Genomic DNA, 22,773 nt, shown 5'->3' on the forward strand with positions numbered 1-22,773 from the left:
AGCACCGTCTTAATGGGAGCCTATATTCTACGGCGTTTGCTTCTGATGATACCGACCCTGTTCGGAGTCCTGCTTGTCTGCTTCGTGATTGTACAGTTCGTCCCCGGCGGTCCGGTCCAGCGCATTATCGGCCAGCTCACCGGACAGGGCGGCAACGCGCTTGACCGCATCGGTGGCGGCGGTGCTGATTTTGGTCAGAGCCATGAATCGCTCGGCCTTGGTACGGCCAACTCGAAATATCGCGGCGCTCAGGGCCTCGATCCCGCTTTCATAGCCAGCCTCGAAAAGCAGTTCGGCCTGGACAAGCCGCCGCTCGAGCGGTTCCGTATCCTGGTATGGAACTACCTGCGCTTCGATTTCGGCAACAGCTATTTCCGCGATATCAGCGTCGTGCAGCTCATCAAGGAGAAACTGCCGGTCTCGATATCGCTGGGCCTGTGGATGACACTGATATCCTATGCCATTTCCATTCCGCTCGGCATTCGCAAGGCCATCAAGGACGGTTCTGCCTTCGACGTGTGGACCAGCGCCGTTGTCGTGGTTGGCTATGCGATACCGGGATTCCTCTTCGGCATCATGCTGATCGTGTTTTTTGCCGGCGGCTCCTTCTTCGACTGGTTCCCGCTGCGCGGTTTGACGTCCAACAATTTCGCCGAACTCTCGTTCTTCGGCAAGATCGTCGACTATGCCTGGCACATTGCCCTGCCGCTGACGGCCATGCTGCTGTCGGCCTTCGCCACGACGACCCTTCTGACCAAGAATTCGTTCCTCGATGAAATCCGCAAGCAATATGTCACCACGGCGCGGGCCAAGGGCCTGACCGAGCGCAAGATTCTCTATGGACATGTGTTCCGCAACGCCATGCTCATCGTTATTGCCGGTTTTCCCAGTGCCTTCATTTCGATCTTCTTCACCGGTCAGCTGCTGATCGAGGCGATTTTCTCGCTGGATGGACTGGGGTTGCTTGGCTATGAATCGATCATCAATCGCGACTATCCGGTGGTGATCGCCACGGTCTATATTTTCGCCCTTGTCGGCGTCGTCGTCAGTCTCCTGTCTGATCTTCTCTATACATGGATCGACCCGCGCATCGACTTCGAGCGGAGGGACGTCTGATGACCGATACAAGCATTGGCACCCAGCCCTCACCCGTTGCCGTTCGCCGCCCGCGCCTGTCGCCGCTCAATGCCCGGCGCTGGCAGAACTTCAAGGCCAACCGCCGCGGCTGGTGGGCCTTGTGGCTGTTCCTGTTCCTGTTCATTGGATCGCTGTTCGGCGAGTTCATTGCCAACGACCGGCCGATCCTTGTTTCCTACAAGGGGGAGATCCTCTTTCCCGTTCTCGTCGACTATCCGGAGGAGAAGTTCAACGGCTTTTATGCGGTGACCGACTATCGCGATCCGGTAATCCAGGATGAGATCAATACCAATGGCTGGGCCATCTGGCCGCCGATCCGCTATTCCTACCGCACCGTCAACAACGAGCTTCCCGATACGGCGCCGTCAAAACCGTTCTGGCTCTATACGCCGGAGGAGCGATGTGCCCGCTATCCGCAGGGTGTGAACGACGCCAACTGCACGTTCGGCAATATGAACATTCTGGGCACGGATGATCAGGCGCGCGACGTGTTTGCCCGGGCGCTCTATGGTTTCCGCATTTCCGTGCTGTTCGGACTGATCCTGACGGCAGCGTCTGCGGTTATCGGGGTGACGGCCGGCGCCATGCAGGGCTATTTCGGCGGCTGGCTCGATCTTCTGGCACAGCGCTTCATTGAAATCTGGTCTTCGGTGCCCACGCTCTACCTTCTCCTGATCATGGCTTCGATCCTGCCGCCCGGCTTCTGGATCCTGCTGTGCATCATGCTGCTGTTCTCGTGGGTGCATTTTGTCGGGATCGTTCGCGCTGAATTCCTGCGGGCCCGCAATTTCGAATATGTGAATGCCGCGCGTGCACTTGGCGTGCGTGACCGGACAATCATGTTCCGTCACCTTCTGCCCAACGCCATGGTGACCACGCTCACCTTCCTGCCCTTCATCCTCAACGGATCGATCACGACGCTCACCTCGCTCGATTTTCTCGGTTTCGGCCTGCCGCCGGGCTCTGCCTCGCTCGGCGAACTCCTGGCCCAGGGCAAGAACAACCTGCAGGCGCCATGGCTTGGCCTGACCGGTTTCGTCGTCATCTCGCTGATGCTGTCGCTGCTGATCTTCGTCGGTGAGGCAACCCGTGACGCATTCGATCCGCGCAAGGCTTTCAAATGAGTGCGTCCCCCCTCCTTTCCGTCCGTGATCTCTCGGTTGCCTTTACCCAGAACGGCCGCCAGTCGATTGCCGTCGATCATATCTCGTTCGACATCGCTCAGGGCGAGACGGTTGCGCTTGTCGGCGAATCCGGTTCCGGGAAATCGGTCTCGGCCCTGTCGATCCTGAAGCTTCTGCCCTACCCGCCGGCCTCGCACCCCTCCGGCCAGATCCTGTTCAACGGGCAGGACCTTCTGGACAGCGACGAGAACGATCTGCGGCGTGTGCGCGGCAACGACATCACCATGATCTTCCAGGAGCCGATGACCTCGCTCAATCCGCTCCATACGATCGAGAAGCAGATTGTCGAAGTTCTTAAACTGCACCAGGGCATGGCTGACAAACCGGCGAGGCAACGCACGCTTGCGCTTCTGCACGAAGTGGGCATCCGCGAACCGGAAAAGCGCCTCGATGCCTATCCGCACCAGCTCTCCGGCGGCCAGCGTCAGCGTGTGATGATTGCCATGGCGCTCGCCAACAAGCCGAAGCTGCTGATTGCCGATGAGCCGACCACAGCGCTCGATGTGACCGTGCAGGCACAGATCCTGCAACTGCTTGCCGACCTCAAGAAGGCACAGGGCATGTCCATGCTGTTCATCACGCATGACCTCGGCATCGTCCGCAAGATTGCCGACCGTGTCTGTGTCATGACCAAGGGTAAAATCGTCGAGACCGGCCCCACCAGGCAGATTTTCGACAATCCGCAGCATGAATATACGCGCCATCTGCTTGCCGCCGAACCCAAAGGCAATCCCCCCTCCGCTGATCTGTCCGCCGCGCCCGTCATGCGCGGCGAGCAGGTGAAGGTCTGGTTCCCGATCAAGCAGGGTTTCCTGCGGCGGACTGTCGATCATGTGAAGGCGGTCGATGGCATCGATGTGACCATCCGCGCCGGACAGACGCTCGGGGTTGTCGGCGAATCCGGCTCGGGCAAAACCACGCTCGGGCTTGCGTTGTCGCGCATGATTTCCTCCCAGGGGGTCATCCGCTTCGGCGAGAAGGACATCAACCAGTTCTCCTTCAAGCAGATGCGGCCGCTGCGCCGCGAGCTGCAGATCGTGTTCCAGGACCCGTTCGGCTCGCTGTCGCCGCGCATGTCGATTGCCGATATCGTGGCCGAGGGCCTTGCCGTGCACGAGCCGAAACTGTCGGCAGACGAGCGGGATGCACGCGTCGTTGCCGCACTGAAGGAGGTCAATCTCGATCCGGAGAACCGCTTCCGCTATCCGCATGAATTTTCCGGCGGCCAGCGCCAGCGCATTGCCATTGCCCGGGCCATGGTGCTCAACCCGCGCTTCGTCATGCTGGACGAGCCGACCTCGGCGCTCGACATGAGCGTGCAGGCACAGGTGGTCGACCTCTTGCGCGGATTGCAGCAAAAGCACAATCTGGCCTATCTTTTCATCAGCCATGATCTCAAGGTGGTGAAAGCGCTGGCCAATGACGTGCTTGTCATGCGCAATGGCAAAGCGGTTGAATATGGCCCGTCGGAGGAAATCTTCGCCAATCCGAAGAGCGATTATACAAAAGCACTGATGGCAGCGGCCTTCAGGATAGAAACGGCGGAACAGGGAGCAGTAAGCGAATGACCGGGACAAGCGACACGATTTTTCTGGCTGTAACGGGATGGGACCCGGAGGTCTGGCTATCGGAGTTTGCCAAGAACGCCCCGCAGCGCAAACTTGTCCTGAACACCGATACGGACAAGGAAAAGGTTCGCTACGCACTGGTGTGGAAACAGCGCCCCGGTTCCCTCGCGGACCTGCCGAACCTCGAAGTCATTTTCTCATTGGGCGCAGGTGTGGATCACGTCTTCCATGATGACAGGATTCCCGATGTGCCTATCGTGCGCATCGTATCCCCTGATCTGACGATGCGCATGACGGAATATGTGGTCTGGCAGGTGCTGGATCACCACCGCCTCGGCCTGCGCTACCGGCAGCAGCAGGCCGGCAAGGTCTGGCATGAGGACCGGCGCCAGCCGGCGGCGCATGAGGTCAATGTCGGCATTCTCGGCATGGGCGTGCTCGGCCGGGATGCGGCCTCGAAACTGCGAATGCTGGGATTCAAGGTCAGCGGCTGGAGCCGCCGTCCCCAGAGCGTCGAAGGCGTGACCAGCCATTTCGGCAATGATGGGCTGAAGGATTTCCTGAAGGATGCGGATATCATCGTTTCGTTGCTGCCGCTGACACCGGAGACCAAGGGTATCCTGTCGATGAGCCTTTTTGCCCAGATGAAGGCGGACGGGCCGCTCGGCGCGCCGATTCTCATCAATGCCGGTCGCGGCGGGCTGCAGAATGAGGCGGATATCCTGGCCGCGCTGGAACGTGGCATGTTGTCGGCTGTCACACTTGATGTGTTCAACAGGGAGCCCCTGCCGAAAGACAGCCCGTTATGGACGCATCCGCAGGTCATCATCACGCCGCATGCGGCCGCAAGCTCCAGCCCGTCGGCGCTGGTTCCGGAGATTGTCGCCCAGATCGAATCCTTCGAGCGCGGCGAGCCGCTTAAAAATATTGTCGACCGGAAAGCCCAGTATTAGAAAAATTTGGCTTTGACAGCCCAGAACCTTCGGATAGATTGCCCGCGCAAGTGTTCTCAGGGCGGGGTGCAATTCCCCACCGGCGGTAATCACTGGGTGTCGAAAGATGTCAGGTGCGAGCCCGCGAGCGCTTTCCGGTTTGCCGGAAAGGTCAGCAGATTTCGGTGCAATTCCGAAGCCGACGGTATAGTCCGGATGAAAGAGAACAACTGAAAGCAAGGGCTGCCTTTCCGGCAGTCCCTGACCGTTTTTGGTTGTGCCCTGATTCACGTCAACTCTTGAGGAGACCGACATGGATCAGTTCCAGAATAACAATACCCCACATTTCGCCCCGCGCATCGCCTTCATCCAGGCGCGATGGCATGCGGAAATCGTTGACCAGTGCCGTATCGGCTTTGAAGGCGAACTCAAAAGCCAGGGTGTCACTGCCGGGCGGTTTGACGTCTATGACGTGCCGGGATCGTTCGACATTCCCCTGCTGGCCAAGAAGCTCGCCGAAACCGGCCAGTACGACGCGATTGTCGCAACAGGTCTCGTCGTCGATGGCGGCATTTACCGGCACGATTTCGTCGCCGGAACTGTGGTCAATGCGCTTCTCACCGCCCAGATGGAAACCGGGGTTCCCATGCTGTCAGCCGTGCTGACACCGCATCATTTCCAGGAAACCGCCCAGCATATCGACTTCTTCACCGGGCATTTCCTGGTCAAAGGACAGGAAGCGGCGCGCGCTTGCCTGCAGATCATCCGCACATTCCAGCACGTGGCTGAGCTATCGGCGGCATAAGACGCAAGCGGAGAGCTTGTGGTTATCCCCCTCTGGCCCGCCAGAGGGGGTGAAATCAGAGCCGCCGTACCGCTGTCGGCTTGCCATAGAGATAGGCAATGCGTTCGATGGCATCGTGCAGAGGCTCAAGCGTCACGCTCATCGTATGACCGCTCGCGTGCAGCAGCATGGAATGGCTGGCCATCATCGCGGCATGGCCCTTCCAGAAAACAAAATCACCGCGCTTCAGATTGTTGTAATTTGCATCCGGCTCGATCGCATCGCCGATCGTATCAGCCTGCATGTCGGAGTCGCGCAAAACGGACTGGCCGGTCATCAGCAGTGACAACTGGACCAGACCGGAGCAATCAATTCCGAAACCGGACACGCCGCCCCACAGATAAGGCGTGTGCATCAGGGTCTCGGCAACCGCCACGTGATCGTCGGTGACTTCATCGATCGGAACGAGATGCTTGGCAATGATGGCCTCGCCGCTTGGCAGGATGCCGTAGAGCGTTCCACGGCGTTCCTCGCCGCCCTTTATCGTGACGAGCGATCCCATGGACAGTGCATTGGTTGGCGGGAACTTCAGGTCAGATCCCGGATAGACAAACGTGCGCGGCGCAATGACGATATGCGTCGGCTCGTCATAGCGCTTGTCCAGCGCCGTATCGACGACATAGCCGACATACCCATCCCGTTCGTTCTGGACCCAGCACCAGCCATTGCTGTCTTCGAACACCAGGACGTCATCGCCGAACAGGAACTGTGTGGTTACACCGGCATCGCCGCGCGCTGCGCCACGCACATCAACGACCGGATCGGCAATGCGCATGGGCTTGCCTTCCACGAAGTGTTCCGCCTCTACCTGCCCACGCAGGCTTTCGTCCGCCAGATCGGGACGGAACGCGTTCAACCGTTTATCCAATGTCACAGGGGTAATCCTCTTGCCTTGGCGATGACGAGATCGCCGAGCTTTTCAACATAGAGCGCACCTTTTACCGTTCTCTTGACGAGAACGTTGCGCTTGTCTTTTTCATCACGGTGCCGGTCCACCAATCCATAGCCACCCATTGTATCCAGCGCGCGGGTAATCACCGGCTTCGTCACCTTGAGCTTGGCAGCCATACCACGAATCGTGTGCGGCGGCGGCTCCAGATAAACCGTCAGCAGCACCGCCAATTGCCGCATCGTCAGGTCATGCGCATCATCCCGCACTTCGGAGACGGCAATTTCCTTCCACAATGTCAGCGCCTGAAACGGCTTCAACTCAATCTGCATGAACGGCTTCCGAGATCATTTCGGTTCCGTATCATTTTATTCCTCGCGGTGCGAAGTGCAAGCCGTCATAATCGGTCGGCGGCTTCTTGGCCGGGCGCAGGTGTATCCGACAGCATTCGATAAATTTGCCGCCGGACGCAGACTGACGAATCTCCGTTATTTCCCAGCGGGAAAACGCGCCTTCAACACATGGTAAAGCGCCCTGATGGCCTGCGCTTCCCCGCCAACGGGAGAATGCGGCTTCTCCACCGGGTTCCAGCCATAGATATCGAAATGACCCCAGATTCTGGTCTTCTCGACAAAGCGCTTCAGGAACAGTGCCGCTGTCACCGATCCGGCAAAGCCATCGGTCGTCACATTGTTGATGTCGGCCACGCGGGATGAAAGCCTTGCTTCGTAGGGCTGCCACAACGGCATGCGCCAGACGGGATCGGCCACGGCTTCGGACGCCTTGGCCACATCAGCCGCAAAGCTCTCATCGGTCGCATAAAAGGGCGGCACATCCGGACCAAGTGCAACACGCGCTGCGCCCGTCAGTGTCGCCATGTCGATCAGGATTTCCGGCTCTTCCTCATCGGCCAATGCCAGTGCATCGGCGAGGACAAGGCGTCCCTCCGCATCGGTATTGCCGATCTCGACGGTGATGCCCTTGCGGCTCGTCAGAATATCGCTCGGACGGAATGCGTTGGCCGAGATGGAGTTCTCCACCGCGGGAATGAGGACGCGCAAGCGGACCGGCAGTTTCGCATCCATGATGATGCTCGCAAGGGCCAGCACGTTGGCGGCGCCGCCCATGTCCTTCTTCATCAGAAGCATGCTGCTGGCAGGCTTGATATCAAGACCGCCGGTATCGAAGCAGACGCCCTTGCCCACCAGGGTTACCTTCGGAGCATCCTTCTTGCCCCATTCCAGATCGATCAGCCTCGGCTCCTCGCTTCCGGCACGGCCGACGGCATGGATCATCGGAAAATTCTTCTTGAGCAGCGCATCGCCCTTGATCACGCTGACAGACGCCTTGTGCTCATCGCCGACCTTGCGCACGGCAGCTTCCAGCGCCTCGGGGCCCATATCGTTGGTCGGCGTATTGATGAGGTCACGCGCGAGCGTCACCGCCCTCGCCTGCCGCTTCACATCGGCCTTATCAGCGCCTTCCGGCAGCATCAGCGCGATCTCCGCATCATCCTTCTTCGTGTACCGGGTGAACTTGTAACCACCGAGCAGGAAACCGAGAGCGGCCAGATCAGGCGCGCTGACAGGGCCTGCCAGATGCCAGGCGCCCTTCGGCAAAGCCTGCGCGAGTTTGCCTGCCGCCAGAGGATTGTCATCCTTGCCGGTCCCAAGCAATGCGCCGGCGATCTGGCCGTTTTCGCCGGGAACAATGAGTAGCCGGCCGGCCTGCCCTTCGAACCCGTTTGCCCTGGCCCAGGCAAGTGCTGCCGGATCAAGTCCAAGCGCTTCCAGCCCGCCCTTCGCCACGAACCAGACAGGCTTGCTATCCGATGATTTTTGTTTGGTGATTTCGGCAGGCATGATCGTTTGCTCCTGGTGTCAATTTTCTGCTTTTGCGCCGGCAAAGGCGACATCATTAACGGTCCGTTAGGGTTAACAGAATATTTCTTTCACATGGGATTGGTTAACGCACCAATGGATGTGCGCTGGGATCTGACGGGGCAAACTATGACAAGCGCAGGGATTATTCAACGCAACCGCAGGCTCATTTTTTCCGTAACCGTGGCTGCCCTTGCGATGAGCATTTCCGGTTGCGCCACCACCGACAAGACAACCACCGGCTCCATTGCGCCAGCGGCATCGACAGCAAGTCCCACGGGCAATTTTGATCATATGAACGCGCAGCAGCTTGCGCAGGCCTCCACCAGCCTGGGAGCGCGGTATCAAAGCAACCCGAAAGACAAAGCCACAGCCATGAATTTTGCTTCGGTGCTGCGCATGATGGGGCGAAACGATCAGGCGCTTGCAGTCATGCGCAGCCTTGCTATCGCCTATCCGAAGGACCGCGAGGTTCTGGCCGCGTACGGCAAGGCATTGGCAAGCAGCGGTGAATTCGAAGCGGCGCTTGACGCAGTTCGCCGCGCCCAGACGCCTGAATATCCGGATTGGAAACTGCTTTCCGCTGAAGCTGCGATCCTCGACCAGCTTGGCAAAACCGGCGAAGCCCGTGACATCTACAAGCAGGCCATGGACCTCAATCCGAACGAGGCATCGCTGCTTTCCAATCTCGGAATGTCGTATGTGCTGTCAGGCGAATTGAATACAGCCGAAACCTACATGCGCAGGGCGGTCAACGCACAGGGTGCCGACAGCCGCGTCCGGCAGAATCTGGCGCTCGTGGTCGGACTTCAAGGACGGTTTCCCGAAGCGGAAACGATTGCGAAGCAGGAGCTTTCGCCGCAACAGGCGGAAGCCAACGTCAAATATCTGCGGTCCATGCTCGCCCAGCAGAACTCCTGGACGATGCTCAAAGACAAGAAGAAGCCCAACAGCTGACAAAGCAGGAAAAAGGCCGCTCGGATCAGACGTCCTTTTCTCTCGGATTGCGGGCAGGCCTCAATCTTATTTGATCTTATTTAAGGGCCGTCCCGAAGAGCCCGCCCTGCGCCGAGACCTGGATCACAGCGGGCCCGAGAATAACGGCAAAAAGCACGGGCAGAAGAAACAGGATCATCGGAACCGTCAGTTTGGGCGGCAGGGCTGCCGCCTTCTTTTCCGCCGCGTTCAGCCTGGCTTCGCGGCTTTCATCAGACAAGACACGCAATGCGCCACCAATGGACGTACCATAGCGCTCCGACTGCGTCAGTGCCTGAACCACGGCCTTGACCGACTCAAGCCCCGTCCGCATGGCAAGGTTTTCGTAGGCCTGCCGCCGCTCGGGCAGGAAGGACAATTCGGCGTTCGTCAGGACGAACTCTTCCGCCAGGGCGGTCGACTGGACTCCGATCTCCTCGGAGACTTTTTTGAAGGCAGCTTCGATGGACATACCGGATTCAACGCAGATCAGCATGAGATCGAGCGAGTCCGGCCACGCCATCTGGATCGAATGTTTGCGCTTGCTGCCTGCGTTGCTCACATAAAGATTGGGCGCGTAAAAGCCGGCATAACCGCCGATGAGACAGACGAGTATTCGGACCATCGTCGGGTATTGGATCAGGCCATTCATGCCGAACACCCAAAAGGCAGTCAGGCTGAGTGTCAGGAATGGCAGACCGAAGCGCGCCGCCAAGAACAGATTCAAAGCATTCTGTCCGCGAAACCCGGCCGTTCGCAGGGATGCCAGTGTTTTTTCATCGGCAAGCGCCCGCTGCAGGTCCAGCTTTTCCACGAACTGGCGAACGCCCTGCCTCTGCACCATGCGCAGGCTACCCTGCGACGCGGCCTTATGGCGGCTGATACTTTCCGTGGCAAGGCGGGTTCGATCCTTGGCGCGCAACTGGTCACGCTCCAGTGCAACCGATTTCATCCGCGTCTTCAACACGGAAGTGCGAAGCTTTGGCAGGAAAACCGTTACCACCGTTGCAAAGGCTGAGATTGCAACAAGGGCGGTCCGGACCGTATCCGGATTGTCCTGCACGGCTTTGAGAAGGGAAGAGAACACCGCGCTTACTCCGCTCAGAACTTGAAGTTGATCATTTTGCGCATCACGGCGATGCCAATGGACATCCATATCCCGGCACATATTATGATCATGTTGCCCATATCGGTTGTGAACAGAACCATGATGTAGTGAGGACTGGACAAGTAGACGAGGCATGCAACCACGAAAGGCAAGGCGCCGATGATATAGGCGGACGCTTTGGCTTCCATCGACAGGGCCTGAACCTTTGCCTTCATTTTCTTCCGATCCCGCAGCACTCTGGAAAGATTGCCAAGTGCTTCCGACAAGTTACCGCCTGCCTGCGATTGAATCTGAATGACGATGCCGAAGAAGCTTGCTTCCGGACAGGGCATGTATTCCGACATCCGCATGGCCGCCTCCGGAATACTCACCCCAACCTGTTGCATATCCACAATCCGGCGAAACTCGGTGCGAACCGGTTCATGGGCTTCCTGCGCGATCAATCGAATACCGTCATTGAGTGGCAGACCGGATCGGATGGCGCGAACAATGACATCGATGGAATTGGGAAATTCATGCAGGAAAGCCGCCACGCGCCGCCGCCGCCTGAAATAGACGAATGCACGCGGCAACCCCAAGGCACCGATCAGGAAAAAGCCTGGCGCCAGATAAAGCGGGGCGCCGAAGAAGGTGCGGAGCACAACCAGCAGCAACCCGACGATGCCCGAGTAAATATAGAACCGCTTTACGGTCACCTTCATGCCCGCTTGTTGCAGCAGCATTTTCAGCGGCGGAGACTTGATGTTCTTGTCACGCAGTTTTTGCCGCTGGTCGATATCGTTCAGCGTGTCCTGTACCGACTTGCGGCGCCTTGTTGCTTCAACCTGCTTGTCCCTGGCTGTTGATTTGCTCAAACCGTCGATCGCGGCCAGCTTGACCGATTTCAGCCGTTCATCTGACTTTTTCTGCTGTTCAATGTTGTCGAAAACGAAGAAATAGGCGAGCGCCGCAACCGCAGTCGTTGCGAGCAACACGAAGGTGAGTTGTTCAAGATCAAGCCCGAACATGATGGGTCTCCCGCCGTGCGGTGTGCATCATGACTGCAATTCCATTGTATCGATGGCTTTGGCGAGCCTGTGCTCCTCATTGTAATAACGGGCACGATCCCAGAATTTCGGCCGGCTTATGCCAGTCGAGACATGTTTTCCAATGAGCCGGCCATTCGCATCTTCGCCCTCGATATCGTAAAGCATGAGGTCCTGCGTGATGATGACATCCCCTTCCATGCCGACAACTTCGGTCACATGCGTGATGCGGCGCGAACCGTCGCGCAGACGGGCGGCCTGAATGATGACATCGACAGAACCGACAATGATCTCCCGCACCGTGCGCTGAGGTAGGGCAAATCCACCCATGGCGATCATGGATTCCATGCGGTTGAGGCATTCCCGCGGGCTGTTGGCGTGGATGGTGCCCATCGACCCGTCATGACCGGTGTTCATGGCCGACAGAAGGTCGAACACCTCCGGTCCGCGGACTTCACCGACGATGATCCGTTCAGGACGCATGCGCAGGCAATTCTTGACCAGGTCACGCATGGTGATCTCACCTTCCCCCTCCAGATTGGCAGGGCGCGTTTCAAGGCGCACCACATGCGGCTGCTGGAGCTGAAGCTCGGCCGAATCCTCGCAGGTAATAATGCGCTCATCCCGGTCGATATAATTCGTCAGGCAGTTCAAAAGCGTGGTCTTGCCCGAGCCCGTGCCACCGGAAATAACAATATTGCAGCGCACGCGTCCGATAATCTGAAGCAGTTCGGCACCGGGTGGCGAGATCGCTCCCAGGCGCACCAACTGATCAAGGGTCAGTTTGTCTTTCTTGAACTTGCGGATTGTGAGAACCGGTCCATCGAGTGCAAGGGGCGGCGCAATGACATTCACGCGCGAGCCATCCGGAAGACGCGCATCGCATATGGGGCTGGATTCATCGACGCGGCGGCCAACCTGGCTGACAATGCGTTGGCAGATGTTCAGCAGTTGCTGGTTGTCGCGAAAACGGACCCCCGATTCCTGGACCTTGCCAAGGACTTCAATGTAGGTTTTGCGCGCCCCGTTGACCATGATGTCGGCGATATCGTCACGGGCAAGCAAGGGCTCCAGCGGACCATAGCCGAGAACATCATTGCAGATATCGTCGAGCAATTCTTCCTGCTCGGCAATCGACATGGCAAAATTCTTGATGGCGATGATATCGTTGACGATATCGCGAATTTCCTCACGCGCCACATCCGGATCGAGTTTGGACAGCTGGGAGAGATCGATCGTATCGATCAGGGCCGTAAAAACCTGCGATTTTGTATCGTAGTAGCTCTCGTTCTTTTCGCGCTGTGGTGCGGCCGGCTTTGGCGGCTGCTCGACAACCGCCAAACGCTTTACCTCAGCAATATCCCGAGGGAGCTTTGCCGGTTCCGCGGCGAGCGAGGCATGATTCGTGGGCAACGCCGTCTCAAGCGCAAGCGCCCGGAACTCCTGGACCGGGCGGCCTTCCCCCGTACTTCCGCGTTTGCCGAACATGGGTCTATTCCTTCAGTCTCATTTCTTGCGCTTCAGCTTGGACAAGACCGTGGAAAGCACCGGCTTCTTCTTGGCCTTCAGCTCCAGCCGTCCCGTCAGGATGTGGGCAATCTCATTGATGTTCTGGACAATTGCATTGGACGAATCGGTCTCCGCAAGCATCCGCCCATTGTTTGACGCGTTCCCGAACAATGCGGGTTCGAAAGGGATCACGCCGATCGGCGCAATCCCCAGCGGGCTGCAGAAATCTGCGGGTGCGATCTCCGGCCGTTTGGGAATGCCGACCTGATTGAGAATGAGACGCGGCGGCCCGTCATTGGGGCGAAGCTGTTTCAACGTGTCCAGCAGGTTCTTTGTGTTGCGCAAATTGGCCAGTTCCGGCGACGCTACAATCACGATCTCGTCCGCACGCGCCAGGGTTGTGCGGGTCCAGCCGTTCCACGTGTGCGGAATATCCAGAATCACATGCGGAACGGACCTTTGGGCCACATCAATCAGATGGGCAAAGGAATCCTCGCGGAAATCGAAGACGCGATCGAGGGTCGACGGCGCTGCAAGCAGTGACAGGTTTTCGGCGCATTGCGCCAGGAGCCGGTCGAGGTAAACATCATCGATGCGTTCGGGCGAGAATACCGCTTCCGCTATGCCTTGCGGCGGGTCCTGGTCAAAATTGATGTTGGCGGTGCCGTAAGGCAGATCCATATCGGCGATGACCACCTCGTTCTTGAACAGCGAGGAGATGCACCATGCGATATTATGCGCCATTGTCGAGGCGCCGACACCGCCCTTGGCGCCGATGAATGCGATGGAGCTTCCCAGCGGCTTTGCGTCGGGATCAACAAAGAGACCGCCAATCACACCAATGATATCGGCCAGATTGACCGGCGCGACCATATATTCAGAAATGCCGTTGCGGATCAGCTCGCGGTAAAGCCAAACATCGTTGTAATGTCCGATGACCACCACCTTGGTGCTTGGATCGCAAACCTCCGACAGGGCAGCGAGTTGTTCCAGCATGTCACGCGGGGCAGCCGATGATTCCAGAACGATCAGATTGGGTGTTGGCACGGTCTGAAAGAGTTCGACAGCCGTTGCTGTTCCGCCCATGTGAAGTTGTGCGTGGGTCTTCGCCATGCGGCGATCTTCGCTTGCACGCGATATCTGCTGCGCAACAGCGTCGCTTTCGCAAAATGCCTGTATCGAGATCCGGGGAATTGGCCGGAAGGCATGCAGCCCCGTACCGGCCGGCCGGCCCTCGGCATCCCCGAATTGATTGTCTGTTTCAAAGGCCAGCTGGCTCATTTTAGCATTCCGCGTTTTGTCGAAAGGTCTGTTTCAGCACCTAATATTGCACTTCCTGCGTGACGATCGGGGGCGGCTGTGTGGCATTTCTGTACGCATCGATAACCTTGCCGCGACGCTCTGCATCGATTGTCGTCGACGCCCTCGGCCCGAGAAGATCCGCTGGATTGGCTATCTGCGCCGCCAGATTGTTCTGGCTGGCACAGCCAAAGTTCGCATAGTGCTTGTTATCCGCTGTTTCGAGGAGATCCTTGGGCCACTGACCGCAAGGCCCGGTCGAGGCCGTCATTGCCGAGTAGGATAGGCGGATCGGCGCCGAATCAGCCGGGTCAGCCCGATACCGCTCGCTGGAAATATTGAACGGTTTTACCCCGCTCCTGCGCAACACAGCGACAATGTCATCGCGCAGGCGGCTCGCCGCGTGCTCGTTCGGCGTACCCGACGGCAGAAGTATGTGAATGACGCCCGAACCGTTGGCGTGATAATTGGTCAGAACATTCTGAACGATGCTGCGCTGGGTGATCGACAGCCTGTTGTCTGCATGGCCGACCGGAATATCGGCAACCTGCTCTTTTTCTGAGATGACAATAGGATGATTGGTCCGGTAATCGTCCGGGATGCTGCCGACGGTTGTACCGCGATCCGCACATCCCGCAAGCAGAGCAACAGTGAGAAGCGCAAGCACCGGTTTCATCGGTTTCAATTTCCTCAGGGCTGACATGGCAGGGTCCTTGCTCATTTGTAGATGTATCCGACAACACCCTCATACCGGCCGGTGGGCGGGGTGGCAGCTTTTGTCCCATAGACCCGGTTGACTTTTCCGAGGAACATCCCGGCCGCATCGCTGGCAAGATTGAGATTATCGTCGGGCCGGGCAAGGGCGCTACGGGCAACCGGCCGCACCAGATAGGGTGTGACGATGATGACAAGCTCAGTCTCGTTGCGCACGAATTCGCGGCTGCGGAACAGCGTGCCAAGGACGGGTATTTTGGAGAGCCCGGGAAGACCGGAAATAGCCTGTCTCGCATCATCCCGCATCAAGCCGGCAATCATCATGGATCCGCCGGAGGGAAGCTCCACGGTCGTGTCAGCCAGGCGTTTGCGAATGGAAATGACGTTGGTCGAAGGCTTTGTCTGACCGATACTCAGAGAAACCGACCCTTCCATGGTTGGTTCTGATACGGACGTACGCACTTTGAGACTGATACGCCCCGGAGAAAGAACCACGGGCACAAATTCAAGGCCGATGCCGTAATCGATCTTTCCAATGTTGTACGTGATTTTTCCCTTGTCATCGACATCGGAGCCATTGATCATGTTATATTCGCCGCCCACGCGGAACGTGGCTTTTTCACCCGAAATCGCCGTCAGCGTCGGTTCGGCCAGGGTTTTCATCACACCGGCCAGTTCCATGGCGTTGATATAGGAGTCGATCGTCGCACTGCCGATCGATATGGGAATGCTTGCGCCTGAACTGCTTAGCCCCTTGCCGACAAGGGAAGCCAAATTCTCCGAGCCGAACAGAATGCCGTCGGATTTCGTGGATCCGACCATGTTGACGCCCAGCTGCTTCATCACGGAACGGCTGACTTCCGCAACCGTGACCTTGAGCGTCACCTGATCTTCACCGGCAATCTGGATAAGGTTGACGATCTTGCTCTTCTGCCGCGCTTCGTTCTGGTCACCAATGATAACGCTGCTACTGCCATTGCCGCCGGCGGTGGCGGTCTGTTGATACTGGCCCGTGGTGGCTTCACCGCCGGTGACCAACAGGGTTGCCAGATCCGTGGCTCGCTTGGCATCGAGCGGCGTCTGCACCGTACCTGTCAGGATGACGTTGTCATTCAAGAGTTCGACCTTGATATCGGAATCCGGAATGTACTTCTTGAGACTGCCCTCAAGCCCGGCAACATCACGCTCGATTACCAGATCGAAACTGGCCAGCTGTTCGCCATTCGGTCCAAAAACGAAAACATTGGTCTGGCCGACCTGTTTTCCGAATAGATAAATACGGCGGGCCGTGCGGGTCACGGCATCAGCCACCGTCGGATTGGCGACAAGGATGTCGTAGGCGTCTGCCGGAAGATCGACCACCAATGACTTGTTGAGCGCAAGACTGATCCGCTTTGGCGCGCCTTGCCCCTGATTCAACTTGACCACATTGCTCTGCGCCACGGCGGCCGTCTGGATTGGCAAGGGAGCGATGCAGCAGCCGACTGCGACAAGTCCGGCTTTCCAAAACCGGTGCGCGCGATTGCCAGATCTACCCATTCTGAAAATTGCTCCGAAACCCATTTTATTTGCGCCCCAATATTTCAGTGACAGTCCCGGATTTGATCAGCTTGACGTTCCCGGCCCGGCCGGGTGAATTGACGAGATATTCCGCACCCGGCCCCGTCGGCTCCTGTGCATCCTGCAAGGACCGCAGGACCAATGTCATGCGGCTCGCCATTTGCTGGGCCACAGCCAATATCTCCGCTTGCTGCGGCGTCAGCTCGAGCGTTGCCGTGGAACCGACCTTGTTTTTCTGGCCTGTTTCGTCTTCCTGGATTGTCTGGTCGATGGCGAGAACCCGGACATTGCTCAGGATCGTCTCTGTGGCGAATTGCTTCTGCTCTCCATCGATCTGCCGGATCATGATCACGTCGACATAATCATTGGGCAGGATGAAACCGCCGGCCGACGTATCCGCGGCAATCTGCGTTGCCACGGCGCGCATTCCGGAAGGCAATTGCGCGGACATGAAACTCTGGCCCTTGCCGATCAGTTTTGCTTCCCGAATGGGTTCTCCCGGAAATATCTGCAGCCGGACGGTGGAACCGCGCAATTCTTCCTCGGCGTTGGGCCGTTCCGAGCGCTTGATGTAGCCATCGGCAAGGGCGGACACCGGCCAGGGCTGCCAACGCATCTGGTTTCGCATTTCGGCACCGACGCCGAGCCCATCCGTGGCAACCAGTACATCCTGCAATTCAATCTGTGGCAGGGGAACTGTTTCAACGACAACCGGTGCATCAGGCTTCATATTCGTCGCGATATAGCCAGCCGCACCGGCGGCTGTAATCGCCACGATGAGAATAACAACGCGTGCCTTTTGCATCGATGAACCCCAATAGACTTTTGTCTAATTTACCCAGGGTTGCACCTTGACTTGGCAATCGTGTAATTATGGTTAACAGTTTACTTAAAAGGACAAAAAACGACGCTCACCTGCGTCTGTTTGTGCCGTCTCCCACGAAGCGGCACCGTTTCAATGGCCGATCACCCCTTGGGCGACCGAAAGCCGTCAGGCATGGGCCAACCGGTCTATGACCCAGACGCACATGGGTGAGGATGGAAACATGATGAGACCGGCAGCGCCAAGGGCAACACCGTAGGGAACGCCTTCGTTCTTCTGTGCCAATCGCTGCATGAAATCCAAGCGACCTGAATACACAATGGCAAAGTGCGAGTTCCGATACTTGAGGATGGCCAGGGTAAGCGCGCCGCCGAGCAACGACATCACCAGCAGATAGCCGGCCAGATCCATGTTCCATCCCATCCAGACCGCTGTCGCGGTCATGAGCTTGGCATCACCACCACCCATCGTTCCCGTGGCAAACAGCAGGAATGTGAAGGCAAGCACGACAGCCCCGGCGACAAAATGCAGTCCGTAGATATCCCAAGGCATCCCGGTCATGGGCGCCAAAACGGCGAAGGCGACAAGCAGAATAAGCGATACACGATTTTGGATCGTCATCGACAAAAGATCCGATGTCCCTGCAAAGGCCATGGCGAAGGGGAAAACGATCAGTATTGCAGCTTCAATCATCGCGCCGTTCCTTCAAACCAAGGGGCAGAGCCATCCCGCATGTCACAATCCCCGCGTGCAAGACCCTCATTTGGTGACATTGCTCACCGTCGTGGCAAAGCCATCATAGGTTGCCTTTACAGCGGTTCCGAGCGTACCGGCGCCAGCAACGATGCCAATGGAGATGATACCGGCAATCAAAGCATATTCTATGGCTGTCGCACCCGACCTGTTCCGGGGAAAACCGGTGAATATATTATCGTCCGACTGAGCGAGGCGCTTTGCATTGAACATCATGATTTCCCCCCGCATGTCTGCAACCGCGCACGGTCGCCAACTCTGTAACGTGATGTCCTGAACAATATCCCCGGCGCATTGCTTTCAGCTTAAGAAAGACCGTTACGAAAGGATGAAGGAGAACGGTAAAATCCCCCGTTTCGAAAAGCCTTACCGCCGTGCCACCACGGGCAGAGCAGCCGTCACAATTATACTTAATGATAAGTTCACAGGTTTAAGGCTTCCTTCACCAATCATCGGCATCGTTCATTCAACGATTTTGCGAAGGGCACTCCCATGGTTCGATACAACGGCCAACGACGTTTCAGTCAGCATGCAACAATGATCGCACTTATGCTCGCTGCTGCCCTGTCCGGAAGCGTGCAAGCCCATGCTGACACGGGTATCCACGTGGTCATGAACCAGGCAACTGTGCTGAAGCTTGCGCGCCCCGCAGATACGGTTGTCGTTGGCGATCCTGAAATAGCGGATGCAGTTGTCAAGGATTCCCGAACCGTCGTCTTGACGGGGAAAGGCTTCGGCATGACCAATATCGTGATCATGGATGCTGAAGGCGGAGCAATCGTCGATGACCAGGTTCTCGTCAGCCGCAGTGTCGCCAACACTGTGCGCGTCTACCGGCGCGCCTTTGTGCAAACACTCTCCTGTTCTCCCTTTTGCGAGACATCCCAGAAAACGGCTGCGGAGAAGAAGTCAGACGCGGAAATTGGCGGGAACTGACCGGCCTGCCGCGGCGCTTGCATCACAGTTGAGAAAGCGTGAATTCACTCATCACAATTTGCACGTTCCTTCACACGAGATTCTAATATCTGCCTGATAGAGCTTTGTCCGTGGCGGGGAGACGGAGAAGGTCCAGTGATGATGCAGGAAGCTGTCAGAGGTGAAGAACGCGGAAACTCCGATTTGCCGGAAAGCACGCGCTTCGCAAGAAAAAGCTCACTGTTCACAGGTTTTCGCAAAGACAATCGCGGCAGTGTTGCCATTGAATTCGCCCTGATCGCCCTTCCCTTCTTTCTCCTGATCTTTGCCGTTGTCGAAGTTACCCTCAGCTTCACCGCCGAGCAGGTCATGTCGAACACGGTCGATGATATTGCGCGCCAGCTGCGCACCGGGCAATTGAGGACAACGGATGTCAGTGACGCCACAAAATTGAAGGCACTGATTTGTCCCCGCTTGCTCATGGCCGCCACGCCCTGCCCCGATCTGGTGGTCGACCTGCAGACCTATGCGACATTCAAAACCGTCCCCACGACAGTCCCGCTCACATCGAACAATGACGTCGATGTGAGCACCTTGAAAGTCAATCCGGGCGGTGCTGGCACGATCAATCAGCTGCGGATTTTCTATCGCTGGCCCATTCTGACGGATTTGATGAAAACCCGTATCGCAAGCATAAAGAGCCAGGGGAAAACCCTGCTGTTCTCCACCGCCACCTGGCAAAATGAACCGTACCTCTGATGCGTCGCCAAACAACCAATCACCTGTTTTCTTCCGCGAAGGCTCCCGCCATGCCGCCATTCAAAAGAATCCGTGAAAAAATGGCCGCTTCCAGGCGCATCCTGGCTGCGTTCGGCAAAGACCGCCGAGGTGTTGCCGCACTGGAATTTGCATTGATTGCGCCGGTGATGATCATGCTTCTTCTCGGAAGCATTGAAATCACCAACGGATTCGACGTGAACAAGAAGCTGGCGCGGGCCGGAGCGATGGTGGGCGATCTGGTGACACAGCAACAATCCATCACAAAGGAAAAGATCGCCGATATCATGGAAATCGGGACTTCCATCCTCTTGCCCTATTGGCGCGACCTGCCGACAATCACCATCACATCCATCAACGTGGACGTAAACGGCAACGCCACGGTTGCCTGGTCGCAGCGCAAACGGGACCAAACCATCTCAACGCCCTATGCCAAGGGCAGTACCATCACCATCGATCCCAACCTGAAGATTCCCACGTCAAACTTTGTGCGTGTTGAAACAAGCATTGCCTATATTCCGCTCGTTGCCTGGACAATGAAAGACACCGTCAACACATCCATAGGCACCAGCGGTCCAGGTATCATCATGGGCAAGATGATCTATGGCCGGATCCGTCAGGGAGCGACCGCCGTAGCCTGCACCAACTGCTGAATAGCCGGAGCCTGCCGCAACAACCGCCTGCGCATATGGTGTTTGTCATCAGCGTCAGTTTCACCTATCTGTGGATTCTGGTTCTGATGGAGTGAGGCATGTCTCGCGCTTTTCTTTTTGTGCTCGATTCTTTTGGCATAGGCGGTGCGCCGGATGCTGCAGCTTTCGGCGATGCAGGTTCAACGACATTCGGTCATATCATGGAAGCCTGCGCCGACGGGCGCGGCGACAAGGACGGCCTGCGCTCCGGCCCGCTCACTCTCCCGCATTTGAGTTCACTGGGCCTTGTTCATGCCGCCAATCTCGCTTCCGGTATCAATATCCCCGCACCGGCCGCCGATCCTGTCGGGCTGTGGGGTGCTGCCGAGGAAGTGTCGAATGGCAAGGACACCCCCTCCGGGCATTGGGAAATTGCCGGTGTACCGGTCACTTTCAATTGGGGTTACTTTCCCAGGACAATCCCGACATTTCCGGACACATTGATTGCCGAAGCTGTACGGCGCGCTGGTCTGCCGGGCATTCTGGGCAACAAGCATGCCTCCGGCACCGAGGTCATCGAGGAATATGGCGAAGAACATATTCGCAGCGGCAAGCCGATATTCTATACATCCACGGACTCCGTTATCCAGATCGCCGCGCACGAACAGCATTTCGGGTTGGATCGTCTCTATGATCTGTGCGTGCTTGTTCGTGAACTGGTGGACCCCCTGAACATCGGCCGGGTCATTGCCCGTCCGTTTGTCGGGGAAACCACGCAAACCTTCGAGCGCACAGGCAACCGGCGCGACTATTCGGTGCCGCCGCCGGAACCCACTTTGCTCGACAGACTGACGGAGGCGGGCCGTACTGTCATCGCCATCGGCAAGATCGGTGACATCTATGCGCACAAGGGGGTGTCCCAGGTGCGCAAGGCCAACGGCAATATGGCCTTGTTCGATGAGACGCTGATTGCCATGGACGACGCACAGGACGGCGATCTCGTCTTTACCAATTTTGTCGATTTCGACATGCTCTACGGACACCGCCGCGACGTGCCCGGCTATGCCGCCGCGCTTGAGGCCTTTGACCGGCGGCTGCCGGAGGCCATGGCGAAACTGCGACCCGGCGATCTCCTGATCCTGACCGCCGATCACGGCTGCGACCCGACCTTCAGGGGAACGGACCACACGCGTGAACGCGTTCCGGTTCTGTGCTTCGGGCCCGACCTGCCGCATGGATCTGTCGGCATCCGCACGACATTTGCCGATATTGGCGAGACAGTCGCAGCCCATCTTGCCATTGCGCCCGGCCCATACGGAAAAAGCTTCCTGCGGGGCACTGCATCCCATGCCTGAGCTTCCCGAAGTCGAAACCGTCCGCCGCGGATTGCAGCCTTTCATGGAGGGAGCAACCATTGCGCGTGTCGAGCAGCGCAGGGCAGATCTGCGCTTTCCTTTTCCGGACCGGTTTGCCGAACGGCTGACCGGACGCACGATCGACTCGCTCGAGCGCCGTGCGAAATACCTCATCATGCATATGGATGACGGACTGGGTCTGATCAGTCATCTCGGCATGTCCGGCTCCTATCGCATCGAACAGGACGGGGCAGACACGGCACCGGGTGTCTTCCATCATGACCGGTCAAGAAACACGACCCATGACCATGTGGTGATCCATGTGCAATCAAGAGACGGGATCAGAAGCCGGATCGTCTACAACGATCCGCGCCGTTTCGGCTTCATGCTGTTTGCCGAGCCAGGAGCGCTCAACACCCATAAATTCATACAAGACCTCGGTATCGAGCCGACAGGCAACCGGTTGGATGGCGCATTGCTGGCCAGGCTCTTCGCCGACAGGAATGCGCCGCTGAAGGCAGCCTTGCTCGACCAGAAGCTGATTGCAGGCCTCGGCAACATCTATGTCTGCGAAGCCCTGTGGCGGGCCGAATTATCACCCCGGCGATTGGCCGGATCCATTGCCGGGAAAAGCGGCGATCCAGACCCCATGGCGGATCGGCTTGCCACCTCCATTCGTTCCGTCATCGCCGATGCCATCGCGGCAGGCGGTTCCAGCCTGAAAGACTACCGGCAGGCGGACGGAGAACTCGGTTATTTCCAGCATTCATTTTCTGTCTACGACCGTGAAGGCGAGCCTTGCCCGCGTCCTGCCTGTGATGGCACGATAGCCCGCATCGTCCAAAGCGGGCGTTCGACGTTTTTCTGCCCGATCTGCCAGCATTAGGAGGAGTA

24 protein-coding genes and 1 riboswitch are annotated in these 22,773 nt (G+C 57.7%); of the genes, 11 read left to right on the forward strand and 13 right to left on the reverse strand.

Features of this window, described 5'->3' with window-relative positions; translation table 11 throughout:
• Positions 1 to 12 precede the first annotated feature (12 nt).
• The 5 genes from RDL77_RS02995 (at position 13) to RDL77_RS03015 (ending at position 5,626) form a co-directional block, all read left to right on the forward strand.
• Positions 13 to 1,116, forward strand: a complete 1,104-nt coding sequence (locus RDL77_RS02995) for a microcin C ABC transporter permease YejB (protein WP_223612000.1) — start codon at positions 13 to 15, stop codon at positions 1,114 to 1,116.
• Positions 1,116 to 2,261, forward strand: coding sequence for an ABC transporter permease (locus tag RDL77_RS03000; RefSeq protein ID WP_288191757.1), 1,146 nt, complete (start codon positions 1,116 to 1,118; stop codon positions 2,259 to 2,261). Before RDL77_RS02995 ends, RDL77_RS03000 begins: the two co-directional genes overlap by 1 nt.
• Entirely contained in the window at positions 2,258 to 3,889 is a 1,632-nt protein-coding gene (locus RDL77_RS03005) for an ABC transporter ATP-binding protein (RefSeq protein ID WP_223612003.1), read from the forward strand. Before RDL77_RS03000 ends, RDL77_RS03005 begins: the two co-directional genes overlap by 4 nt.
• Positions 3,886 to 4,842: a glyoxylate/hydroxypyruvate reductase A gene (locus RDL77_RS03010; RefSeq protein WP_288191759.1), complete on the forward strand. Its 957-nt coding sequence runs from the start codon at positions 3,886 to 3,888 to the stop codon at positions 4,840 to 4,842. The genes RDL77_RS03005 and RDL77_RS03010 overlap by 4 nt, the downstream gene beginning before the upstream one ends.
• A gap of 48 nt (positions 4,843 to 4,890) precedes the next feature.
• Positions 4,891 to 5,053, forward strand: a riboswitch (FMN riboswitch).
• Between the two features lie 81 nt (positions 5,054 to 5,134).
• A complete protein-coding gene (locus tag RDL77_RS03015) occupies positions 5,135 to 5,626 on the forward strand; it encodes a 6,7-dimethyl-8-ribityllumazine synthase (protein ID WP_223612007.1) in 492 nt (163 codons plus the stop codon).
• A 55-nt stretch (positions 5,627 to 5,681) separates the two neighbouring features.
• On the opposite strand, the gene RDL77_RS03020 is transcribed toward RDL77_RS03015, so the two are convergent.
• The 3 genes from RDL77_RS03020 to RDL77_RS03030 form a co-directional block, all read right to left on the reverse strand.
• Positions 5,682 to 6,548 (reverse strand): NlpC/P60 family protein, encoded by an 867-nt coding sequence (locus tag RDL77_RS03020; protein WP_288191825.1) that lies wholly within the window; start codon positions 6,546 to 6,548, stop codon positions 5,682 to 5,684.
• Positions 6,536 to 6,886, reverse strand: a complete 351-nt coding sequence (locus RDL77_RS03025; RefSeq protein ID WP_105736645.1) for a MarR family transcriptional regulator — start codon at positions 6,884 to 6,886, stop codon at positions 6,536 to 6,538. Before RDL77_RS03025 ends, RDL77_RS03020 begins: the two co-directional genes overlap by 13 nt.
• Positions 6,887 to 7,042: 156 nt before the next feature.
• Complete coding sequence (locus RDL77_RS03030; RefSeq protein ID WP_288191760.1) at positions 7,043 to 8,416, reverse strand: M17 family metallopeptidase; 1,374 nt, start codon at positions 8,414 to 8,416, stop codon at positions 7,043 to 7,045.
• 216 nt (positions 8,417 to 8,632) lie between these two features.
• Here RDL77_RS03030 and RDL77_RS03035 point away from each other — a divergent pair, with 216 nt between their 5' ends.
• Positions 8,633 to 9,391: a tetratricopeptide repeat protein gene (locus RDL77_RS03035; RefSeq protein ID WP_308526356.1), complete on the forward strand. Its 759-nt coding sequence runs from the start codon at positions 8,633 to 8,635 to the stop codon at positions 9,389 to 9,391.
• Positions 9,392 to 9,467: 76 nt separating this feature from the next.
• Here the strand turns inward: RDL77_RS03035 and RDL77_RS03040 are convergent, their stop codons facing one another.
• The 9 genes from RDL77_RS03040 to RDL77_RS03080 form a co-directional block, all read right to left on the reverse strand.
• The gene (locus tag RDL77_RS03040; protein WP_223612010.1) at positions 9,468 to 10,496 is read right to left on the reverse strand and encodes a type II secretion system F family protein; all 1,029 of its coding nucleotides are present in this window, start codon (positions 10,494 to 10,496) and stop codon (positions 9,468 to 9,470) included.
• A gap of 14 nt (positions 10,497 to 10,510) precedes the next feature.
• Positions 10,511 to 11,524, reverse strand: a complete 1,014-nt coding sequence (locus RDL77_RS03045) for a type II secretion system F family protein (RefSeq protein ID WP_223612011.1) — start codon at positions 11,522 to 11,524, stop codon at positions 10,511 to 10,513.
• A gap of 27 nt (positions 11,525 to 11,551) precedes the next feature.
• Complete coding sequence (locus tag RDL77_RS03050) at positions 11,552 to 13,030, reverse strand: CpaF family protein (RefSeq protein WP_223612013.1); 1,479 nt, start codon at positions 13,028 to 13,030, stop codon at positions 11,552 to 11,554.
• A gap of 18 nt (positions 13,031 to 13,048) precedes the next feature.
• Positions 13,049 to 14,332 (reverse strand): CpaE family protein, encoded by a 1,284-nt coding sequence (locus tag RDL77_RS03055; RefSeq protein ID WP_223612014.1) that lies wholly within the window; start codon positions 14,330 to 14,332, stop codon positions 13,049 to 13,051.
• Between the two features lie 40 nt (positions 14,333 to 14,372).
• On the reverse strand, positions 14,373 to 15,026 hold the full coding sequence (locus RDL77_RS03060; protein ID WP_288191762.1) for a CpaD family pilus assembly lipoprotein: 654 nt from the start codon (positions 15,024 to 15,026) through the stop codon (positions 14,373 to 14,375).
• A 41-nt stretch (positions 15,027 to 15,067) separates the two neighbouring features.
• On the reverse strand, positions 15,068 to 16,603 hold the full coding sequence (locus tag RDL77_RS03065) for a type II and III secretion system protein family protein (RefSeq protein WP_223612017.1): 1,536 nt from the start codon (positions 16,601 to 16,603) through the stop codon (positions 15,068 to 15,070).
• A gap of 25 nt (positions 16,604 to 16,628) precedes the next feature.
• On the reverse strand, positions 16,629 to 17,429 hold the full coding sequence (gene cpaB / locus RDL77_RS03070) for a Flp pilus assembly protein CpaB (protein ID WP_223612019.1): 801 nt from the start codon (positions 17,427 to 17,429) through the stop codon (positions 16,629 to 16,631).
• A 186-nt stretch (positions 17,430 to 17,615) separates the two neighbouring features.
• Complete coding sequence (locus RDL77_RS03075) at positions 17,616 to 18,140, reverse strand: prepilin peptidase (RefSeq protein ID WP_223612020.1); 525 nt, start codon at positions 18,138 to 18,140, stop codon at positions 17,616 to 17,618.
• Positions 18,141 to 18,206: 66 nt separating this feature from the next.
• Positions 18,207 to 18,416 carry a Flp family type IVb pilin gene (locus RDL77_RS03080; protein ID WP_223612022.1) on the reverse strand — a complete coding sequence of 70 codons (210 nt, stop codon included), beginning with the start codon at positions 18,414 to 18,416 and terminating at the stop codon, positions 18,207 to 18,209.
• A 321-nt stretch (positions 18,417 to 18,737) separates the two neighbouring features.
• Between RDL77_RS03080 and RDL77_RS03085 the strand changes: the two genes are divergently transcribed.
• Together RDL77_RS03085 and RDL77_RS03090 are read left to right on the forward strand one after the other, a co-directional pair.
• The gene (locus RDL77_RS03085; RefSeq protein WP_223612024.1) at positions 18,738 to 19,136 is read left to right on the forward strand and encodes a pilus assembly protein N-terminal domain-containing protein; all 399 of its coding nucleotides are present in this window, start codon (positions 18,738 to 18,740) and stop codon (positions 19,134 to 19,136) included.
• Positions 19,137 to 19,274: 138 nt separating this feature from the next.
• A complete protein-coding gene (locus RDL77_RS03090) occupies positions 19,275 to 19,874 on the forward strand; it encodes a TadE/TadG family type IV pilus assembly protein (protein ID WP_288191763.1) in 600 nt (199 codons plus the stop codon).
• 19 nt (positions 19,875 to 19,893) lie between these two features.
• Here RDL77_RS03090 and RDL77_RS03095 read toward each other — a convergent pair whose 3' ends face one another.
• On the reverse strand, positions 19,894 to 20,049 hold the full coding sequence (locus RDL77_RS03095; protein ID WP_288191764.1) for a hypothetical protein: 156 nt from the start codon (positions 20,047 to 20,049) through the stop codon (positions 19,894 to 19,896).
• Between RDL77_RS03095 and RDL77_RS03100 the strand changes: the two genes are divergently transcribed.
• From RDL77_RS03100 to mutM, 3 genes are all read left to right on the forward strand, one after another.
• Positions 20,048 to 20,545, forward strand: coding sequence for a hypothetical protein (locus tag RDL77_RS03100; RefSeq protein WP_288191765.1), 498 nt, complete (start codon positions 20,048 to 20,050; stop codon positions 20,543 to 20,545). The genes RDL77_RS03095 and RDL77_RS03100 overlap by 2 nt on opposite strands.
• Positions 20,546 to 20,643: 98 nt before the next feature.
• The gene (locus RDL77_RS03105; RefSeq protein ID WP_223612028.1) at positions 20,644 to 21,879 is read left to right on the forward strand and encodes a phosphopentomutase; all 1,236 of its coding nucleotides are present in this window, start codon (positions 20,644 to 20,646) and stop codon (positions 21,877 to 21,879) included.
• Positions 21,872 to 22,765, forward strand: coding sequence for a bifunctional DNA-formamidopyrimidine glycosylase/DNA-(apurinic or apyrimidinic site) lyase (gene mutM / locus RDL77_RS03110; protein ID WP_288191766.1), 894 nt, complete (start codon positions 21,872 to 21,874; stop codon positions 22,763 to 22,765). The genes RDL77_RS03105 and mutM overlap by 8 nt, the downstream gene beginning before the upstream one ends.
• Positions 22,766 to 22,773 lie beyond the last annotated feature (8 nt).

It is taken from the genome of uncultured Phyllobacterium sp., assembly GCF_902479695.1.
Taxonomy (GTDB): domain Bacteria; phylum Pseudomonadota; class Alphaproteobacteria; order Rhizobiales; family Rhizobiaceae; genus Phyllobacterium; species Phyllobacterium calauticae.

Excerpts from the sequence above, each read along its gene's own strand:
- RDL77_RS03075 (WP_223612020.1), bottom strand. The coding sequence starts at position 18,140 with ATGATTGAAGCTGCAATACTGATCGTTTTCCCCTTCGCCATGGCCTTT.
- RDL77_RS03050 (WP_223612013.1), bottom strand. The coding sequence starts at position 13,030 with ATGTTCGGCAAACGCGGAAGTACGGGGGAAGGCCGCCCGGTCCAGGAG.
- RDL77_RS02995 (WP_223612000.1), top strand. The coding sequence starts at position 13 with ATGGGAGCCTATATTCTACGGCGTTTGCTTCTGATGATACCGACCCTG.
- RDL77_RS03105 (WP_223612028.1), top strand. The coding sequence starts at position 20,644 with ATGTCTCGCGCTTTTCTTTTTGTGCTCGATTCTTTTGGCATAGGCGGT.
- RDL77_RS03055 (WP_223612014.1), bottom strand. The coding sequence starts at position 14,332 with ATGAGCCAGCTGGCCTTTGAAACAGACAATCAATTCGGGGATGCCGAG.
- RDL77_RS03000 (WP_288191757.1), top strand. The coding sequence starts at position 1,116 with ATGACCGATACAAGCATTGGCACCCAGCCCTCACCCGTTGCCGTTCGC.
- RDL77_RS03085 (WP_223612024.1), top strand. The coding sequence starts at position 18,738 with ATGATCGCACTTATGCTCGCTGCTGCCCTGTCCGGAAGCGTGCAAGCC.
- RDL77_RS03100 (WP_288191765.1), top strand. The coding sequence starts at position 20,048 with ATGCTTCTTCTCGGAAGCATTGAAATCACCAACGGATTCGACGTGAAC.
- RDL77_RS03025 (WP_105736645.1), bottom strand. The coding sequence starts at position 6,886 with ATGCAGATTGAGTTGAAGCCGTTTCAGGCGCTGACATTGTGGAAGGAA.
- RDL77_RS03090 (WP_288191763.1), top strand. The coding sequence starts at position 19,275 with ATGATGCAGGAAGCTGTCAGAGGTGAAGAACGCGGAAACTCCGATTTG.
- RDL77_RS03035 (WP_308526356.1), top strand. The coding sequence starts at position 8,633 with ATGAGCATTTCCGGTTGCGCCACCACCGACAAGACAACCACCGGCTCC.
- RDL77_RS03080 (WP_223612022.1), bottom strand. The coding sequence starts at position 18,416 with ATGATGTTCAATGCAAAGCGCCTCGCTCAGTCGGACGATAATATATTC.
- RDL77_RS03060 (WP_288191762.1), bottom strand. The coding sequence starts at position 15,026 with ATGAAACCGGTGCTTGCGCTTCTCACTGTTGCTCTGCTTGCGGGATGT.
- RDL77_RS03015 (WP_223612007.1), top strand. The coding sequence starts at position 5,135 with ATGGATCAGTTCCAGAATAACAATACCCCACATTTCGCCCCGCGCATC.
- cpaB (WP_223612019.1), bottom strand. The coding sequence starts at position 17,429 with ATGCAAAAGGCACGCGTTGTTATTCTCATCGTGGCGATTACAGCCGCC.
- mutM (WP_288191766.1), top strand. The coding sequence starts at position 21,872 with ATGCCTGAGCTTCCCGAAGTCGAAACCGTCCGCCGCGGATTGCAGCCT.
- RDL77_RS03030 (WP_288191760.1), bottom strand. The coding sequence starts at position 8,416 with ATGCCTGCCGAAATCACCAAACAAAAATCATCGGATAGCAAGCCTGTC.
- RDL77_RS03010 (WP_288191759.1), top strand. The coding sequence starts at position 3,886 with ATGACCGGGACAAGCGACACGATTTTTCTGGCTGTAACGGGATGGGAC.
- RDL77_RS03095 (WP_288191764.1), bottom strand. The coding sequence starts at position 20,049 with ATGATCATCACCGGCGCAATCAATGCAAATTCCAGTGCGGCAACACCT.
- RDL77_RS03005 (WP_223612003.1), top strand. The coding sequence starts at position 2,258 with ATGAGTGCGTCCCCCCTCCTTTCCGTCCGTGATCTCTCGGTTGCCTTT.
- RDL77_RS03045 (WP_223612011.1), bottom strand. The coding sequence starts at position 11,524 with ATGTTCGGGCTTGATCTTGAACAACTCACCTTCGTGTTGCTCGCAACG.
- RDL77_RS03065 (WP_223612017.1), bottom strand. The coding sequence starts at position 16,603 with ATGGGTAGATCTGGCAATCGCGCGCACCGGTTTTGGAAAGCCGGACTT.